At 55.2% G+C, this 15,960-nt stretch carries 16 protein-coding genes and 1 riboswitch; of the genes, 6 read left to right on the forward strand and 10 right to left on the reverse strand.

The window, feature by feature from the left end; all coding sequences use genetic code 11:
• The first annotated feature begins 137 nt into the window (after positions 1-137).
• Positions 138-659: a 4Fe-4S dicluster domain-containing protein gene (locus BUB44_RS01325; RefSeq protein WP_073162594.1), complete on the forward strand. Its 522-nt coding sequence runs from the start codon at positions 138-140 to the stop codon at positions 657-659.
• A gap of 8 nt (positions 660-667) precedes the next feature.
• On the opposite strand, the gene BUB44_RS01330 is transcribed toward BUB44_RS01325, so the two are convergent.
• Together BUB44_RS01330 and BUB44_RS01335 are read right to left on the reverse strand one after the other, a co-directional pair.
• Positions 668-1,189, reverse strand: a complete 522-nt coding sequence (locus BUB44_RS01330; RefSeq protein ID WP_027355615.1) for a nitroreductase family protein — start codon at positions 1,187-1,189, stop codon at positions 668-670.
• 99 nt (positions 1,190-1,288) lie between these two features.
• The gene (locus BUB44_RS01335) at positions 1,289-1,723 is read right to left on the reverse strand and encodes a universal stress protein (protein WP_027355616.1); all 435 of its coding nucleotides are present in this window, start codon (positions 1,721-1,723) and stop codon (positions 1,289-1,291) included.
• A gap of 173 nt (positions 1,724-1,896) precedes the next feature.
• Positions 1,897-1,986: riboswitch (cyclic di-GMP riboswitch) on the forward strand.
• Positions 1,987-2,138: 152 nt separating this feature from the next.
• On the opposite strand from BUB44_RS01335, the gene BUB44_RS01340 reads away from it, so the two are divergent.
• From BUB44_RS01340 to BUB44_RS01360, 5 genes are all read left to right on the forward strand, one after another.
• On the forward strand, positions 2,139-3,536 hold the full coding sequence (locus BUB44_RS01340) for an ArsB/NhaD family transporter (RefSeq protein ID WP_114362038.1): 1,398 nt from the start codon (positions 2,139-2,141) through the stop codon (positions 3,534-3,536).
• Between the two features lie 143 nt (positions 3,537-3,679).
• The gene (gene deoC / locus BUB44_RS01345; RefSeq protein WP_073162596.1) at positions 3,680-4,354 is read left to right on the forward strand and encodes a deoxyribose-phosphate aldolase; all 675 of its coding nucleotides are present in this window, start codon (positions 3,680-3,682) and stop codon (positions 4,352-4,354) included.
• A gap of 110 nt (positions 4,355-4,464) precedes the next feature.
• Positions 4,465-5,673, forward strand: a complete 1,209-nt coding sequence (locus tag BUB44_RS01350) for a glycosyltransferase (RefSeq protein ID WP_073162598.1) — start codon at positions 4,465-4,467, stop codon at positions 5,671-5,673.
• A 117-nt stretch (positions 5,674-5,790) separates the two neighbouring features.
• Positions 5,791-6,084, forward strand: coding sequence for an ACT domain-containing protein (locus BUB44_RS01355; RefSeq protein ID WP_027355620.1), 294 nt, complete (start codon positions 5,791-5,793; stop codon positions 6,082-6,084).
• Between the two features lie 29 nt (positions 6,085-6,113).
• A complete protein-coding gene (locus BUB44_RS01360; RefSeq protein WP_073162600.1) occupies positions 6,114-7,472 on the forward strand; it encodes a PFL family protein in 1,359 nt (452 codons plus the stop codon).
• Positions 7,473-7,536: 64 nt separating this feature from the next.
• On the opposite strand, the gene BUB44_RS01365 is transcribed toward BUB44_RS01360, so the two are convergent.
• From BUB44_RS01365 to BUB44_RS01400, 8 genes are all read right to left on the reverse strand, one after another.
• Entirely contained in the window at positions 7,537-8,946 is a 1,410-nt protein-coding gene (locus BUB44_RS01365; RefSeq protein WP_083543025.1) for an ammonia-forming cytochrome c nitrite reductase subunit c552, read from the reverse strand.
• A 99-nt stretch (positions 8,947-9,045) separates the two neighbouring features.
• Positions 9,046-9,687 (reverse strand): cytochrome c nitrite reductase small subunit, encoded by a 642-nt coding sequence (nrfH, locus tag BUB44_RS01370; protein WP_073162702.1) that lies wholly within the window; start codon positions 9,685-9,687, stop codon positions 9,046-9,048.
• A gap of 97 nt (positions 9,688-9,784) precedes the next feature.
• Positions 9,785-10,600, reverse strand: a complete 816-nt coding sequence (gene ccsB / locus BUB44_RS01375; RefSeq protein ID WP_073162604.1) for a c-type cytochrome biogenesis protein CcsB — start codon at positions 10,598-10,600, stop codon at positions 9,785-9,787.
• A gap of 14 nt (positions 10,601-10,614) precedes the next feature.
• A complete protein-coding gene (locus BUB44_RS01380; RefSeq protein ID WP_073162605.1) occupies positions 10,615-11,910 on the reverse strand; it encodes a cytochrome c biogenesis ResB family protein in 1,296 nt (431 codons plus the stop codon).
• 206 nt (positions 11,911-12,116) lie between these two features.
• Entirely contained in the window at positions 12,117-12,791 is a 675-nt protein-coding gene (locus BUB44_RS01385) for a response regulator transcription factor (protein ID WP_073162607.1), read from the reverse strand.
• 109 nt (positions 12,792-12,900) lie between these two features.
• Positions 12,901-14,553, reverse strand: coding sequence for an ATP-binding protein (locus tag BUB44_RS01390; protein ID WP_073162609.1), 1,653 nt, complete (start codon positions 14,551-14,553; stop codon positions 12,901-12,903).
• Between the two features lie 15 nt (positions 14,554-14,568).
• The gene (locus BUB44_RS01395) at positions 14,569-15,135 is read right to left on the reverse strand and encodes a CBS domain-containing protein (RefSeq protein ID WP_073162611.1); all 567 of its coding nucleotides are present in this window, start codon (positions 15,133-15,135) and stop codon (positions 14,569-14,571) included.
• 36 nt (positions 15,136-15,171) lie between these two features.
• Positions 15,172-15,750, reverse strand: a complete 579-nt coding sequence (locus tag BUB44_RS01400; protein WP_423219776.1) for an HPP family protein — start codon at positions 15,748-15,750, stop codon at positions 15,172-15,174.
• Positions 15,751-15,960 lie beyond the last annotated feature (210 nt).

Consider the following 15,960-nt stretch of genomic DNA (forward strand, 5'->3'; position numbering starts at 1 on the left):
AATAATGCTTCCAAGAAGGTTTTCTAATACAACATATCGAACTATAGTTAAATTAAGATATGGGCTGCAGCCGGTATGCAGCGTTTACCACTACCCCGGTCAACAGGAACAGGCAAAAAAAAGAAAGGAGCATAATGATGAGCAATTACTCCCTCTTCCAGGACGAAAAAAAATGCATTTCCTGCCGCAGCTGCGAGGTGCAGTGCAAGATTAATAAGGGGCTCGCCACAGGACCCAGGCCTGGAAAAATTATTACGGCGGGTCCTGCCACCAGAAACGGCCGGATCATGGCAAAGTACGTTTTTACAACCTGCCGCCATTGTGAGGACCCTTTCTGCGTCCAGGCCTGCCCGGTGGGGGCCGTTCAGAAACGCCCCAGCGACGGTATCGTATTTATCGACCAGGAACTATGTGTGGGCTGCCAGAGTTGCATCATGGCCTGCCCCTGGGGCGCCCCCCAATGGGACGAAGAAAAAGGGGTGGTTGTAAAATGTGATTACTGCAAGGATCGCCTTGACGCCGGTCTCGAACCGGCCTGCGTTACCGCCTGTCCCACCGGCAGCCTCATTTTTATTTCCACGGAAAATATACCGTCCATCAAAAGAGAGCGGATCATCCGCAGGAGGATGAATGGCAGGGCGGTTAATGCCATCTGGTAATATATCTACTAAATATAACTAACAATATCTTCTAGTTCCCTTCTCTTTGGCCGGCGGGCCGGATCATCGGCCGGGTAACCCACGGGGATAATGGCCACCGGTCTGAACTGCGGGGGAATCTCCAGGCATTCCCTCACCTGGTCCTCGTTAAAAGCTCCCACCCAGCAGGTTCCCAGGCCCAGGGCGCTAGCGGTAAGCAGGATATTCTGGATGGCGGCAGCCGTGTCCTGAATACAGTAAAGCTTACGCCCCCGTTCACCGTAAACCCGGGCCGAACGTTCCGGCTCGGCACAAACCACGATCACCACGGGAACCTGGGTAATGAAGCGCTGGTTTAAAGCTGCCCGGGCCAGAGCTTCTTTCTTTTCCTGCCGGGTAACCACGTAAAAAAACCAGGGTTGCAGGTTACCCGCCGACGGGGCCCAGCGGGCCGCCTCCAGGAGCTGATCCAGCAATGCCTCCGGCAACGGATCCGGCCGGTAATGGCGGACGGAGTAACGACCCCTCACCAGGGAAAGTATCGTGGACATGAATTCCCCTCCTCAAGGGATGGCGATAAAGTTTTAATTATAATTATATACGTTTGTGCGTAAATCCACACACTTACCGGATGAATCTATACCCTGCTCTTACCTGACCACCATTACCGGGCAGGGGGCCAGATGCAGCACCTTGTGGCTTACGCTGCCCAGAAACAGCGACTTGAGATCACCAAAGCCACGGCTGCCAATGATAATGAGATCAAAACACCCTTCCGCAGCCAGGCGGCAGATAGCCTCGGCTGCATCTCCCCGCTCCACTGCTTTGTTTACGGTCAGGCCTTCTGCCTGAAATATTTCTTCTACGGCGGCAAAGACCTTTTCCGCCCGGGCCTCTATTTCCTGATCCAGTTCTTTTTGCTGCAACCAGGTGCACGACCCCGGCTCGGGAAAAATTTTATAACAGGAAGGCCCCACATATAATGCTGTTACCGAAACTCCGGGATTAAGTTTGCTCAAACGCAAAGCCGTCCTGGCTGCACGCAGTGAATTCTCCGAACCATCCACGGCCAGAAGTATTTTCATACTGGCCTTAACCTCCCCAAGCAATCCTTATTTGCACGATCTTCTACATTCCCGGAGAAAAACCTGCATTTATAAAAAATATAATTAAAACCAATTATACCTCTATTGTCTAAACGAGGGATTTGTACTATAATTAACTATGCCTAATAGTCAAATTAAATAAATTCTGGTACTTTCGGGTTGGGCAAACCGGGTGAAAGCCCGGGACGCTAAAGCCATGGGTCTAAGGTCCTTTCCAGGACTATGATCGCCAGGCTGCAACGGTACCGACTGCCGGGGGGGGTAGTCACTTGACTACCCCCCTTTAATTTTGCCTGAAATTAGTCACATCCTTGTATTCAACGGAGGTGGTTTCCTTAAACGTAGTAAGACCGGACGATTGTCGAAACAATATGAAAGAAAGGAGATGGGAAATTTGACCCTTCAAACGCAAGTTATTTTAGCTACGTCCGTCTTTTTACTTACCTATGCTATAATTATTTCGGAAAAGATTCACCGTACCGTGGCTGCTTTTTGCGGTGCGGCGATAGTCATACTGGCCGGCATTATTACCCCGGAACTGGCCGTCCACTACATCGATTGGAACACCATCGGCCTTTTAACGGGCATGATGATCATCGTGGGTGTTACCCGTGAAACGGGGGTCTTTGAGTACCTGGCCATCAAGGCGGCCAAAATGGCCCGGGGGGAGCCCCTGCGCATCCTGGCCGCCCTTGCCCTGGTCACGGCCACACTTTCAGCCCTGCTGGACAATGTGACCACGGTACTGCTCATCGTGCCCGTTACATTTGCCATCGCCCACAAACTAAAGGTAAGCCCCCTGCCCTTCTTAATTTCTGAAATTATTGCTTCCAACATTGGGGGAACGGCAACCCTGATCGGAGACCCGCCCAACATCATGATTGGCAGCGCCGTAGGGCTCGGCTTTATGGATTTTGTGATTAACCTTACCCCGGTGGTGGTTGTAATTTATGTCGTGACCATCTCCATCCTGCGCCTCATTTACCGCCGGGACCTGGTTACAAACCCTGAGAATCAAAAAAGTATCCTGGAGCTTAATGAATGGGACGAAATTAAAGACGCCGCGCTGCTGAAACCCTGCCTCTGGGTTTTGGGTTTAACCATTGCCGGGTTTGCCCTGCACCAGTTCCTGCACCTGGAGAGCTCGGTGATCGCCATGGCCGGGGCGGCCCTGTTGCTGGTAATCACCCGTTCCGACCCGGAACATGCCCTGCACGCCGTAGAATGGCCGGTTATCTTCTTCTTTATCGGCCTGTTTGCCCTGGTGGGAGCGCTGGAAGAAGTAGGGGTCATTGAAACCATCGCCCATTTTGCCCTGGAGGTTACCGGGGGAGAACTCCTGCCGGCGGGCCTTTTGATTGTTTGGCTTTCGGCCCTGGCCTCGGCCTTTGTGGACAACATCCCCTTTGTGGCGACCATGATTCCTTTAATTCAGGACATGGGCCGCCTGGGAGGCATAGAAAACCTCAATTTCCTGTGGTGGTCCCTTTCCCTGGGAGCCTGCCTGGGCGGCAACGGTACCATCATCGGTGCTTCGGCCAATGTGGTGGTGGTGGGCATGGCTGAAAAGAGGGGTACGCCCATCAGCTTCCTGGGTTTCTTTAAAGTAGCTTTTCCCCTCATGATCCTTTCCATTGTCATTGCCACAGCATACCTGGTGGCCTGGCTGAAATTTCCTACTCTGCCGGTGCTGATCGCCACCCTGTCAGTGGGGGTGGCCCTGAACCTGCTTTCAAACCTGCTGGAAAGGCAGTTCAAAACAAAAACCACAGCAGTATCGGGCAACCGGTAAACCGCCGGCACTAGAAACCTGGCAGGCGGCGTTCGTCCATAAAGAGCGGTATTGCCGGCCTGCAAGCGGGAAGCGGCCAATGCCGCCCTTTTTTATTTGACATTACCCTGATATTTATTTTAAATTCTAAAGGGGTGTTGCCATTGACCAGAGATCAGCTGGCGGCTATGATTGATCATACCCTGCTCAAGCCCACGGCCACTACCCGGGACATCCGGCAGCTCTGCGTGGAAGCAATGAACGAAGGTTTCGCTGCCGTATGTGTTAATCCCGTCCATGTAGAATGTGCCGCAAAAATGCTTGCCGGTTCCGGCGTGGCGGTATGCACGGTGATTGGCTTTCCCCTGGGGGCAACCACGCCATCCGTAAAAAAGAAAGAGGCTGAAGAGGCCATAAATAACGGGGCCAGGGAAGTGGACATGGTCATAAATATCGGCGCTTTGAAGGAAGGAAACCACGACCTGGTCGTGGCCGATATCCGGGGAGTGGTGGAGGCAGTGACCGCCCTTTTGCCCGGTGGGCTGGTCAAGGTAATCATTGAAACGGGATATCTAGACCGTGAAGAAAAAATTACCGCCTGCCGGCTGGCGTGGCAGGCAGGCGCCCATTTTGTGAAGACCAGCACCGGTTTTGGTCCCGCCGGAGCTACCGTGGACGACGTCGAGCTCCTGCGGAAAAACCTCCCCCCGGAAATGGGCGTGAAAGCATCGGGGGGCATTCGTACCACCGGACAGGCCCTGGCTCTGATTGCAGCCGGAGCCACCAGGCTGGGTACAAGCGCCGGCCCGGCCCTGCTGACCGGCCTGCAGAACGATTAAGAGCACCCGGAGTCAATTTAACACCGTGAAAAGGAGAAAAATATACACCGGATGAATATACTAAGGGTTCAGGAAGGACTTCAAATGAGATGCGGGGGAATTAGGTAAATATGACCAGGATAATGGATTATCAGGTTGTTGCCGGTGAGCAACTTATCGAAGAAATCTATGAACTGGCCCGGCGGCTCGCAGGTTGCAGGGTTCAGCACATCAATTCTACCCTTACCGGCGGCGGGGTGGCCGAAATTTTGAAACGCCTCGTACCCATGATGCAGGAAGCAGGCCTGGAGGTACGCTGGGACGTCATTAAGGGAGATGAAGATTTTTTCCGGGTAACCAAAACCTTCCATAATGCTTTTCACGGGGTACCTGTTGACGTAACTCCTCCCATGCTGGATGTCTACCGCCGGATATCACGGGAAAATTACGACCTGGTAGATCCCCGGGCGGACTTTATCATTCTCCATGACCAGCAGCCCCTGGGGCTGGCTGAAATCCGTCCCGGCCATCCCGGCCGCTGGTTGTGGTACTGCCACATTGACCCGGTGGACGTAAGCAGGGAAGTGTGGGATTTTTTAAGCCCCTGGGCCAGGCTTTGCGACGCCTCCATTTACCACATCCCTGCCTATGCCAGGAACCTGGGCCACCGCCAGTACATTATGCCCCCGGCCATCGACCCCCTGGCGGAAAAAAACCGGGAGGTAACTCCTTCTGAGATTGCCGCAGTAATAGAGCGGCTGAATATACCTCTGGATTTACCCCTGGTGGTGCAAATTTCCCGGTTTGACCGCCTCAAAGACCCGCTGGGAGTTGTGCAGACCTTCCGTCTTATCCGGCAGGAAGTACCCTGCCGCCTGGTGCTGGCAGGGGGCGGGGCCACCGATGATCCTGAAGGCATCCAGGTTCTCCAGGAATTGCGGGAAGAAGCTGCCCACGACCCGGATATCATAATTCTGGAGCTTCCTCCCACCAGCGATCTGGAGATCAATGTCCTGCAGCGGGTTGCGGCGGTGGTGGTCCAGAAATCGGTACGGGAGGGCTTCGGTTTGACCGTAACCGAAGCCATGTGGAAATCACGCCCTGTCGTGGCTTCCCCCGTTGGCGGTATTACGGTGCAGATAATAAACGGGCTAACCGGGCTGGCCGCAGCCAGCACCGAAGAAATGGCCCGGGCAGTGGTTAGAATCCTGCGCGATCCCTCCCTGGCAGAAAAGCTGGGGCAAAATGCCAGGGAACATGTGAAGAAGAATTTCATCCTGCCCATCTATTTCAAACGGTGGCTGGAAATACTCGTGACCGAAAAGGGTTATCCGGTATGATGCCGGCCTCCCGGGCCTTTTCTCTTTGGTAAAGAAAAGGTACAATAGCTGGCCAATGGTAAAAACTTTTAAAGCCAAACAGTCATCTGACGAGCCCACAGAAAGGAAGTAGTCCATATGTACGTACAGGAGCCAAAGAAAAACCGGATTATCGTCACCGTCCTGGGGCCCGACCGGGTGGGCATTATCGCCGGGGTGGCCCAGGTGCTGGCCGAAAACAATATCAATATCCTGGACATCAGCCAGACCATCCTGCAGGAATTCCTGGCCATGATCATGATTGCCGATATGGAAAAAAGTTATATTGACCTGGCCACTTTAAAAGAGCGCCTGGCGGCAAAAGGTTCCGAACTGGGAGTGCAAATCGACGCCCAGCATGAGGACGCCTTCCGCTTTATGCACAGGATTTAGTGAATAAGAAACGAAGGAGAAATAATGCCATGCTTACCCTGGCAGAAATTATGGAAACTATCAAGATGGTCCAGGAAGAAAACCTGGACATTCGCACCATTACCATGGGCATCAGCCTGAGAAACTGCGCGGACCCGGATCCCAGGACGGCATGCCGTAAAATCTATAATAAGATCACCCGCCTGGCCAGCAGGCTGGTTGCGGTAGGAGAAGAAATCAGCCGGGAATACGGCATTCCCATCGTGCATAAACGGATCTCCGTCACCCCCATTTCCCTGATTGCCGAATGCAGCCATCAAGAAGATTACGTGGAATACGCCCTTACCCTGGATGCCGCCGCGGCCGCCGTAGGGGTAAACTTTATCGGCGGCTTTTCAGCCCTGGTACACAAAGGCTTTACCGGCGGCGACCGGGTACTGATCAACTCCATCCCCGCCGCCCTGGCCGGCACCGAAAGGGTCTGCGCCTCGGTAAATGTAGCTACCACCGGGGCGGGTATAAATATGGATGCCGTTTACCTGATGGGCCGGGTGATTAAAGAAACCGCCGCGCGGACAGCGGAACAGGGTGGTTTGGGCTGCGCCAAACTGGTGGTTTTCAGCAACGTCCCCGAGGACAATCCCTTTATGGCCGGAGCTTTTCATGGAATCGGGGAGCCCGAATGCACCATCAACGTAGGGGTATCCGGACCGGGAGTGGTTAAAAACGCCGTCGCCCGGGTGGGCAACGCGGATTTCGGAACACTGGCGGAAACGGTGAAAAAGACGGCCTTTAAAATTACCCGCATGGGGGAACTGGTTGGCCGGCTGGCAGCAGAACGGCTGGGTGTACCTTTTGGCATTGTAGACCTGTCCCTGGCCCCCACCCCGGCAGTGGGAGACAGCGTGGCGGAAATCCTGGAAGCCATGGGCCTGGAACGCTGCGGCACCCACGGCACCACCGCCGCCCTGGCCCTGTTAAACGATGCCGTTAAAAAAGGAGGGGCTATGGCCTCCTCTTACGTGGGCGGATTGTCGGGAGCCTTTATCCCGGTCAGCGAAGACGCGGGGATGATCCGGGCCGTGGAGGAGGGTGCCCTTTCCCTGGACAAGCTGGAGGCCATGACCTGCGTTTGTTCGGTAGGCCTGGACATGATTGCCGTTCCCGGGGATACCAGTGCGGAAACCATCGCCGCCATTATTGCCGACGAGGTGGCCATTGGTGTGATCAACAATAAAACCACCGCGGTCCGCATCATTCCGGCCCCGGGGAAAAAGGTGGGGGATAAAGTTACCTTTGGCGGGCTTTTGGGAGAAGCGCCGGTAATGGCGGTGCACCCCTATTCCGCGGACAACTTTGTGCGCCGGGGAGGCCGCATCCCTGCCCCCATCCAGAGCCTGACCAATTAAGTCGCAAAACCCCGAACCGGGATGCTGCATAAAGAAATAAGCTCCCCCGTAATGGGGGAGCTGCTTATTTCGTCCCGTCAAAGGTAAATTCCAGGTTTTGTTCCGGCCTGTAGGGAACCTCCTTGGTACCCCGCTTAGCGTACCTTGATAACTCCAGGTCAAATTTATCCGGCACTTCCACCCCCGCTTTCACCAGGGCTTCCCGGGCTTTCATCAGGGCCTGGTCGGCGTAGTAAAGACCGTCGCCCAGGACGCGCAGGGCTTCTTCCGGGTTATGGAAGCCCATGCTGTTTTCGGCGCCTATAAAGGTCACCCGGTAGTAGGCCTTTTCATAAAACCGCTTGGCCTGGTCCAGGAGCTGCCGGTCCACACCGGAAGTTTTATTGGCCAGTTCTATGGCCCTGGCCGCCTGGGCGGCAGCATTGCCGGCCCGGGTATACAAGTTGTTTACCCTGTCCTGAATCAATATTACCTGCTCCCGCAGCCACTGCGGATCCTGGTTATGGCACTGGGTGCAGGCCCTCATATTATCCTTCAGCGGGCTCTGCACGTGGTGGGAAGAAATCTTGCTGTTGCCTACCCGCTCGTAGGGCATGTGACAATCGGCGCAGGCCACCCCTGCCCGCCAGTGCACGCTGCCGTTGGAATAAAGTTCAAACTCGGGGTGGCGGATGTGCCCCAGCTTGATGCCGGTGGGGTTATTCTTCCATTCCAAATTGGCCGGGTCGGATTTAATAACACTTTCAATATCTTCAATGGTGATCTTGCCCCATTCAGACTCCTGCCAGGGTAGGAAGAGGCCCGTGGATTTCATGTTCTTATCTTTGGGAATGACATAGGTGTTGTGGCACTGGGCGCAAACCAGGGTGCGCTTTTCCTGCCTGGTCAAGCTCGCCGGATCTTTCCCCAGGGCCTTTAATGCATCATCCATAAACCAGCGGCTTAACTTCAAATCCATACTGGCCGGGTCATGGCAATCGATGCAGGACAACCCCAGCTCCGCATGATTTTCCGGGATCATGGCGTGCACCCGGTCATAAGGCTCCTGGAAGTAAGCCAGGCCCATTTGCTCCTTCAATTGCGGCGCATAGGGGGACTTGCAGGAAAGGCATACCCCCCCTGCCTTGCGCCGGGACGGATCCACATCCAGCTGGTCCTTGAGCATGTAGACGTGGCCCCGGGGTTCGTTAAATTCCACCCCCATGCCCCAGCCGTCCAGCAATACCAGCTGGAACGGATATTCACTTAATTTATCCCTGGGCTCCGAGCCCTTATACTTGCTCTCGCCCTGGCCCCCTTCCTTCGTCATCATGAAACTGTCATATTCCAGGGGATAAACCTTTCCCCACACGGCAGGATCTACTTCCCCGGGAGGAATGGAAGCAGTTTTGACCTTTTCCGCCCTGGGCGGGGCACATCCGGCCAGCAACAGCAGGATCAATACCGGTAACCAGGCCCACCAGGTTTTTTTCAAAAATATCTCCCCCTTTCGCAACCAGCAAACCCGGTTTTAATTTGCAGGCATGAGAGGCGTCATCTTCCAGCTGTGTTCGACAGCACATGCCCGGTTTTATCAGGATGGCCGGTTGATTAACAACCGGGTTCCCTGCCCGTGGGGCACCGAACGATGGCATTCCCAGCAATCCCTGTCCTCCTGGTCGAGTACATTTTCCATCAAATCACCATGGCAGCGCAGGCAGTTTTCCCGCACTATCCTGCCTCCCCGGTTGCTGAGGTGAATGGGGTCCGGCACCTGATTGGTATAAAAGAGATAAAAGTCCCGGGTGCCGTCGATACCCTTCCCCACCAGCTTGGCCGCCAGGTTCTGGTGGGGAACATGGCAATCACTGCAGGACGCCCACTGGCGGTGGGATGAATGATACCAGGTTTCATACTGGGGTTCCATTACATGACAGCTGATGCAAAATTCCGGACGGTCGGTATAAGATATGACAGCCTTTGTACCGGCAGTCAGGATCACCACCATCACCAGCAGGCCGATCAGGAGGGACCATATGCGGCGGCGCAGGCGGTAAACGGCACCTTTCCAGGGTGGAGAGTTCTGCCGGCGGCCACCGGCTCCGGTATCCCCACCACTTGCCCCTGGCTGCGAGATATCACCGGCACCGGATGGCGGTATCCCTCCCGGTTCAGACTTATTCCGGGTGTCACCGTTACCGGAGCTTTTTCCCCCATTCACGGCATCTTTCCACATTGTTCCCACCCCCCTTCCCCCGGAAACCACCCGCCGGACGGCAGCCGGCCGGGAAAATATTTGCACAATGGCCCTTCCATGATATCCCGGAGAGTCCTCAGACGTAGCTGTGCTGGCCGGCCATTAAAAAGGTAACGCCCACAAAAGTAAACATGACCACGATAAAACCGGCCACCGCCAGGTAGGCTGCCGGCCGGCCCTGCCAGCCCAGAACAAACCGGGCGTGAAGGTAGGCGGCGTATACCAGCCAGGTTATCAGGGACCAGGTTTCCTTGGGGTCCCAGCTCCAGTAAGCACCCCAGGCATACTGGGCCCAGATGGCTCCGGTGATAATCAACAATGTTTGGAAAGGCAACCCGACAACCACTGCCCGGTATATCAGCCGGTCCAGGAACTCCCGATCCGGCAGGTGCCGGCGCAGGCCGGCAAGCAGGGGAGAATCCCCGCTGGCAATGAGGTAAAGCACCGCCCCGGCAAAGGAGAGGGCAAAAGCACTGTAGGCTACAATGGCTGTCAGAACATGATAGGTCAGCCATTTGCTGCGCAGGGCCGGCATCAGGTCGCCGGTCTCCCGGGGCAGCAGGGATATCAGGGCAATCACCAGGAAGCCTATCAGGGCCGCAAACACCCCCAGCCCTCTAACTCTTATTTTCAATTGCAGCAGCAGGTAACCCAGCATGATCCCCCAGGCAAAGCACAACCCGTACTCGTAAAGGTTGGCCAGGGGCAGCCTGCCGGTAACGGCAATCCGGGCACCCAGGGCAGCGGTATTGCTCAACAAGCCCAGCCAGGCCAAAGCCGTAGCCCAGCGGGCAGCGGCGGGCCTGTCCGTCCAGAAGTCGGCCAGATAAAGAACTGCTGCCCCCAGGTAGGCTCCGAAGGTAACTTTAAAGGCTAGCATTTCAAACTCCATCCTTTCACCCCCTTTCACCAGCCCAGGTAAGCTTCCATCTCCCGGATCATTTTTTCAAACTCCTCCCGGTCCAGGGCACGGGTATGAAGGGAGGTCACGCCCCCCATAACCAGGGTCAGAAGCCCGTCTGCCTCTTCCAGGCGCAGCCAGTACCGCCTGTGCCGCACAAGCAGAGTCAGGAAGAAGAAGAGGCTCACCAGGACAAAACTGGCAAACACAAGGGGTATACTGGGGTCGTATTTTACCAGCAGCACCGAAAAGGGGCTGGTTCCAACCAGATGCAGGGTTCCGGAATTCCCGGGCAGGGTGAGGCTCTCCCCTGTGGTAAGGGTACCTGCACTTACCTGCTGGTGTCCCTGGTAAAGAGCATAATCCACCCTGCCGTTTTCACTCCAGGAACCGAACCACACACCATACTGTTCCAGGCCGGGCAGCCTGTAAAAACGGTTGGGGAAAAGAACCGCCGGCCGGGGCGCTTCCCGGGCTCCATCGGCAAGCTCAACTTTTAAAGCCTGCCCATAAGAATACTGGTACAAGTGATAGCCGCGATAATTAAGGGGGCGGTTGACCATGACTTCCCCCCGCTGCACCTCCCGGCCATTGTTTATGATGGTCACCCTGCTCACCCAGTTGTCAATGGCCCCGCTAGCATCGTAAAGGGTGGTAAAGTCATCCAGCCTGATGGTAAAGCGGTCCACTCCGGTAGACTGGTGGGAACCCGTGACCACTTCCGCCTGCTCGCCCACGGGAAGGACCACTCGGGTTTCCGACCGGGCCACTCCCCCCCAGGCAAAGCCGGCCACCACTAACACCAGGGAGATGTGCAGCCCGAAGCTGAACCAGGGGCCCGCACTTCCCCGGCTGGCGTAGAGCCAGGTGGTGGCACCTTCATGAAATTTGCGTATGGAAAAACGGCGCCGGCGGAAAAAATCCGCCAGAAGATCTTCTACCGGTTTATCCCCGGCCCGCAGGGTGAAGCGGTGAACCAGGGGTAACTGTTCAAGGTTGCTTTTTTTGATCTGCTGCGGGGAAGGAAAAGTAGTTAATTTTAACATGCGCAGCCGGTTGATTGAACAGGCGAGAAGATTCACGCATAAAAGGGCAAAAAGCAGACGAAACAGGAAGGAACGGTATATATTATCCAGGCCCAGCACCTGCACCAGCCAGGCCATTTTCCCGTATCCCTGACCCGCACCGGGAACAAGGGTGGCCACAGCCAGGGCTGCGGAAAGGATGCAGAGTAAAATTAGACCAAAACGCATGGAAGTTAACAGGCGCCAGGTGCGCTTGATGAAATTAAGCTCTGCCACGGGCATTCACCTTTTTGTGAAGATAATAATTTTCGTGTTTGCTGGAAAAGGTTTTTTCCAGAACCAATCAGGCAAGTGCTTGTGAGTACCTTTACATTAAGTTAACACAAACTTATTAATACATAAAAAACAATTTATTAATGAATTCTTAAAATAAGTTAAGCTAAAAGTAGCTTATCCGTAAGGCTTCATCTGCAAAACCAGCATCAATCGGCTACAAACTTATAGCCTACCCCCCAGATGGTTTTCAGGTACCGGGGCTTGCGGGGATCGGCCTCGATTTTTTCCCTCAGCCGGCGCATGAACACGGTGACCGTGCTCAAGTCGCTTAACGCGTCGTTGCCCCAAACATGGGCAAAGATCTGCTCCCTGGTAAATACCCGCCCGGGGTGGCGGGCCAGAAACCACAGGAGGTTAAACTCCTTTGGCGTGAGTTCCACCTCTCTCCCTTCTACCCACACCCGGCGCTGTGAGGCATCAATATGCAGGCCCGCCGTTTCCACCCTGTCCACCCGGACCTGGCGGCTGCGGCGCAACAGCGCCTTAACCCGCAAAGCCAGCTCCACCGGGCTGAAGGGCTTGGTCAGGTAATCATCGGCACCGCAATTGAATCCCACGCTCTTGTCCACAATATCCCCCTTGGCGGAAAGGATCAGGATGGGAACGTCACTGGCCTCGCGCCAGCGGCGGCAGAGCTCAAATCCGTCTATACCCGGCAGCATAATATCCAGGATGACCAGATCCGGCCGCCGGCGGGCGAAGAGCTCCTCCGCCATTATCCCGTCGGCAGCATAATCCACCACCAGCCCCTCCCGTTCCAGGGTCTGCTCCACCACCCGCTTGATGCTGATTTCGTCATCCACCAGCAGGATGCGGGTCATAGTTCTCCCTCCTAACATAATCACACACTTATAATATCCAGGAAGCCACTTCGTAAGTGCCGGGCTGGAGGGCCAGATTCGGAACAGCCCTGATAAGGACAACCGCCACCTACGGCACCTGCGTTACGGGCAGGTATATGTTAAAGGTACTGCCCTCTCCCGGCTTGCTGGCGGCACTGATGTACCCCCCGTGCAGTTCCACCAGTTCCCTGGCCAGGGACAGTCCCAGGCCGGAACCACCGTATTTATGTGTCCTGGAATTGGCGGCCTGGTAAAATGGTTCAAAAATACGGTCCAGCTCTTCCGGCTCTATTCCCGTCCCGCTATCGGTTACCCGGATGAATACCTCTTTCCGTTCGGGGTCGAATCCGGCACGCATCTCCACCCGCCCGCCGGGAGGGGTGAATTTCACCGCATTATGGGCCAGGTTCAAGATGGCCCGGCGGATTTTTTCCCCGTCTATCTCCATCAGGGGTACATCGGGCTCCACTTCCCAGTACCAGTCCAGGCCTTTTTCTTCCCTCAACGGACCCAGGGTTTTATCAACGGATTCAAAAATATCCGCCAGATCCACCAGTTCCCGCTGCAGGTGAAAACGGCCGGCTTCAATTTTGGCCAGATCCAGGAGGTCCTCGATCAATGCCAGCAGGCGCCGGGCGCTGGCTTTAATTTCCTGTAAATTCTGTCTTTGTCGTATATTTTCCTCTTTTACCTCCTGCAGCAGTAATTCACTGAAGGCAATTATGGACGTAAGGGGCGTACGCATTTCGTGACTCATCCCGGCCAGGAAGCGAGATTTCATTTCGCTGGCCCGGGATAACTCCTGGTTGGCTTTCTCCAATTCCTGCCGCTGCCGTTCCAGGAGTTCATTGGCCGCCTGCAGCTGGGCCGTACGCTCCTGCACTTTTTGCTCCAGGCCGGTATACAGGTCGTGTAACTGCCGGGCCATCCATTGAAACCGGGCGGCCAGCTGGCCGATCTCTGCACTACTATCCAACCTGGGAAAAGACAGATCCAGTTCCCCTTCCCCCAGGCGCACCGCAGCCCGGCACAGCAGGTTCAACGGGGCGCTGACCAGACGGTGGATTAATAAATAAACCACGCCAAGGATGACCAGCAGTAGAATAAAAAAGAAGGCCAGGTGACGTAAGAGGTTTTGCTGCACGGCGGCAAGCAAATTTTTCACCGGCACCACCAGGCTGATGGCCCCTCCCAGATCGCCCACCCGGTAACCTTCCTTCGGGTAACCTGTTATGTCCGGCCGTCCCGCCGGTTCCCCGTGGCACTGCAGGCAGTATTCCTCCACCCGCAAAGGTACCATATACCGGAAAACCTTTTCTCCGTTCTGCTCATCAAAACCGTAAAACTCGGTCATGGAAGGGTTTTGGGCCAGGGCTTGCAGTCCCTTTCTTTCAAAGGCATCGGGAGCATTCCCGGGATTGCGGGGATTGAGGCGGGTCTGTTTAATGTGGTAACCGGTGGATTGGTTGAATATCTCCCCCACACCCCGCCCCACCGCCGCCGGGTTGAGGCCTTTAAATTCAAAATGGCCCCGGGAATCGTAATTGATCCGGTCCTGATTACGGGCGATAAACTCCCTGGTGGCCAGAAGCTGGCCGGTAATCACCCGGGACTTTTCCTTTAACTCCTGCAGGATCTGATTTTTCTGCTCGTAATAATCCAGCCCGAGATTCACCCCGGTAATCACGAGCAGGACCAGGGTAATCCGGGCCATGAACTTGCGGCTCAAAGTGCCCCGCATAGCATCCCACCTGTATCATCTCAGGAAATAAAGGATATCCTTGCGAGCAACAATGCCTGCCAGGCGGTTATCCCCATCCACCACGGGAATTCTCCCGTAACCGTATTTGATGATTAATCGAATGGCCTTTTGAATGGGATCATTAGGGTAGACGGTGGTTACCTTTCTCACCATTATCTCCCCGATGGTATGACCGGTTCTGGGTGCTTTCTTGCGGCCCAGCAGTTGCCGGAGTGTGCCGCCGACAGGCACTGCTGAAAATTGGAAAATAAGATCCGATTCCGTAACAATCCCCACCAGTTTATTCTCCCGGTCAACAACAGGGAGACAATGAATATTCTTTTCCAGTAAAATACGAGCCGCCTCTTCAATGGTGGTATCGGGCGTACAGGTAATCACCGGTACAGTCATTATTTCCCCGATCCACTGTTTGCCTTCAAAGGTACTTTGACGTTTTTCCGCCTGGTCCAGGGTCAAATCGACAATAGTCAGCAAATCCTCCGGAGTTATATCCATCACCTTCCCCGTTTGCTGCAGGGCGGCTTCCACATCCTCCAGAATAACAGCCGGCCTGTTGCTCATTTCTGCAACCCCTTCCATTTATACCTGGTTCACTAATTAAAGCCAGTATCTCGGGTATTTTCTTTCCGGCAGCAGGTTGTTGGTGATCAGCCCCACCAGTACCAGTATGGCGGCGCCCAGGGCCACGGGCGTGAGTATGTACATGGGGGAAGCCTTGGCCAGCACTGCTCCCAGGGCGGTGGCGCCGCCCGGCGGGTGGGCGGTTCTGGTAATAAGCATCAGCAGTACCGCCAGGGAGGCGGCCAGCGCCGCGGACCACCAGGTGAGACCGCAGAGGGCGTAAACCGTTACACCGCATACGGCCGAGATAACATGCCCGCCAATAACGTTCCGGGGCTGGGCCAGAGGGGCATCGGGCAAACCATAGATCAGCAGGGCCGACGCCCCGAAGGAGGGCACAATCAGGGGCATATGGTAAACCAGGGACAGGGCGGCCACCACCCCGATACCGGAAAAGGCACCAAACCAGGAAACGAGAAGCTCTTTCCATGAAGGGGCGGATTGGGGAACGGTACGCCTGCCGCCGCGCATTTTGCGCAAATAAACAACTATATATGGCAACTCCACATCCCGTTTTTCCATGCCGGGTGAAGGGTACGAACTTATACTCACCATAACCAGCTCCCAGGTTTAAAGTAATGATTACATTTCTAGTTTACCACACCGCTTGACCGGAACAATGATCTACATCACTGTTAAATAATGACTGGCCCAACCTACCCGCATCCTGATGCTACAAACCCGGCCCCGTTCCCGGAACGAGATAGTAAGGCAACGCAATAGCTCCTTTTCTTTTAGACCTTCACCCGTTACGGTAACCCATGA

Origin of the sequence: Desulfofundulus australicus DSM 11792, from assembly GCF_900129285.1 — a bacterium.
GTDB lineage: Bacteria > Bacillota > Desulfotomaculia > Desulfotomaculales > Desulfovirgulaceae > Desulfofundulus > Desulfofundulus australicus.

Excerpts from the sequence above, each read along its gene's own strand:
- BUB44_RS01355 (WP_027355620.1), top strand. The coding sequence starts at position 5,791 with ATGTACGTACAGGAGCCAAAGAAAAACCGGATTATCGTCACCGTCCTG.
- BUB44_RS01335 (WP_027355616.1), bottom strand. The coding sequence starts at position 1,723 with ATGAAAATACTTCTGGCCGTGGATGGTTCGGAGAATTCACTGCGTGCA.
- BUB44_RS01400 (WP_423219776.1), bottom strand. The coding sequence starts at position 15,750 with ATGGTGAGTATAAGTTCGTACCCTTCACCCGGCATGGAAAAACGGGAT.
- BUB44_RS01395 (WP_073162611.1), bottom strand. The coding sequence starts at position 15,135 with ATGAGCAACAGGCCGGCTGTTATTCTGGAGGATGTGGAAGCCGCCCTG.
- BUB44_RS01330 (WP_027355615.1), bottom strand. The coding sequence starts at position 1,189 with ATGTCCACGATACTTTCCCTGGTGAGGGGTCGTTACTCCGTCCGCCAT.
- BUB44_RS01390 (WP_073162609.1), bottom strand. The coding sequence starts at position 14,553 with ATGCGGGGCACTTTGAGCCGCAAGTTCATGGCCCGGATTACCCTGGTC.
- ccsB (WP_073162604.1), bottom strand. The coding sequence starts at position 10,600 with ATGGAGTTTGAAATGCTAGCCTTTAAAGTTACCTTCGGAGCCTACCTG.
- BUB44_RS01350 (WP_073162598.1), top strand. The coding sequence starts at position 4,465 with ATGACCAGGATAATGGATTATCAGGTTGTTGCCGGTGAGCAACTTATC.
- BUB44_RS01360 (WP_073162600.1), top strand. The coding sequence starts at position 6,114 with ATGCTTACCCTGGCAGAAATTATGGAAACTATCAAGATGGTCCAGGAA.
- BUB44_RS01325 (WP_073162594.1), top strand. The coding sequence starts at position 138 with ATGAGCAATTACTCCCTCTTCCAGGACGAAAAAAAATGCATTTCCTGC.
- nrfH (WP_073162702.1), bottom strand. The coding sequence starts at position 9,687 with ATGTGGAAAGATGCCGTGAATGGGGGAAAAAGCTCCGGTAACGGTGAC.
- BUB44_RS01385 (WP_073162607.1), bottom strand. The coding sequence starts at position 12,791 with ATGACCCGCATCCTGCTGGTGGATGACGAAATCAGCATCAAGCGGGTG.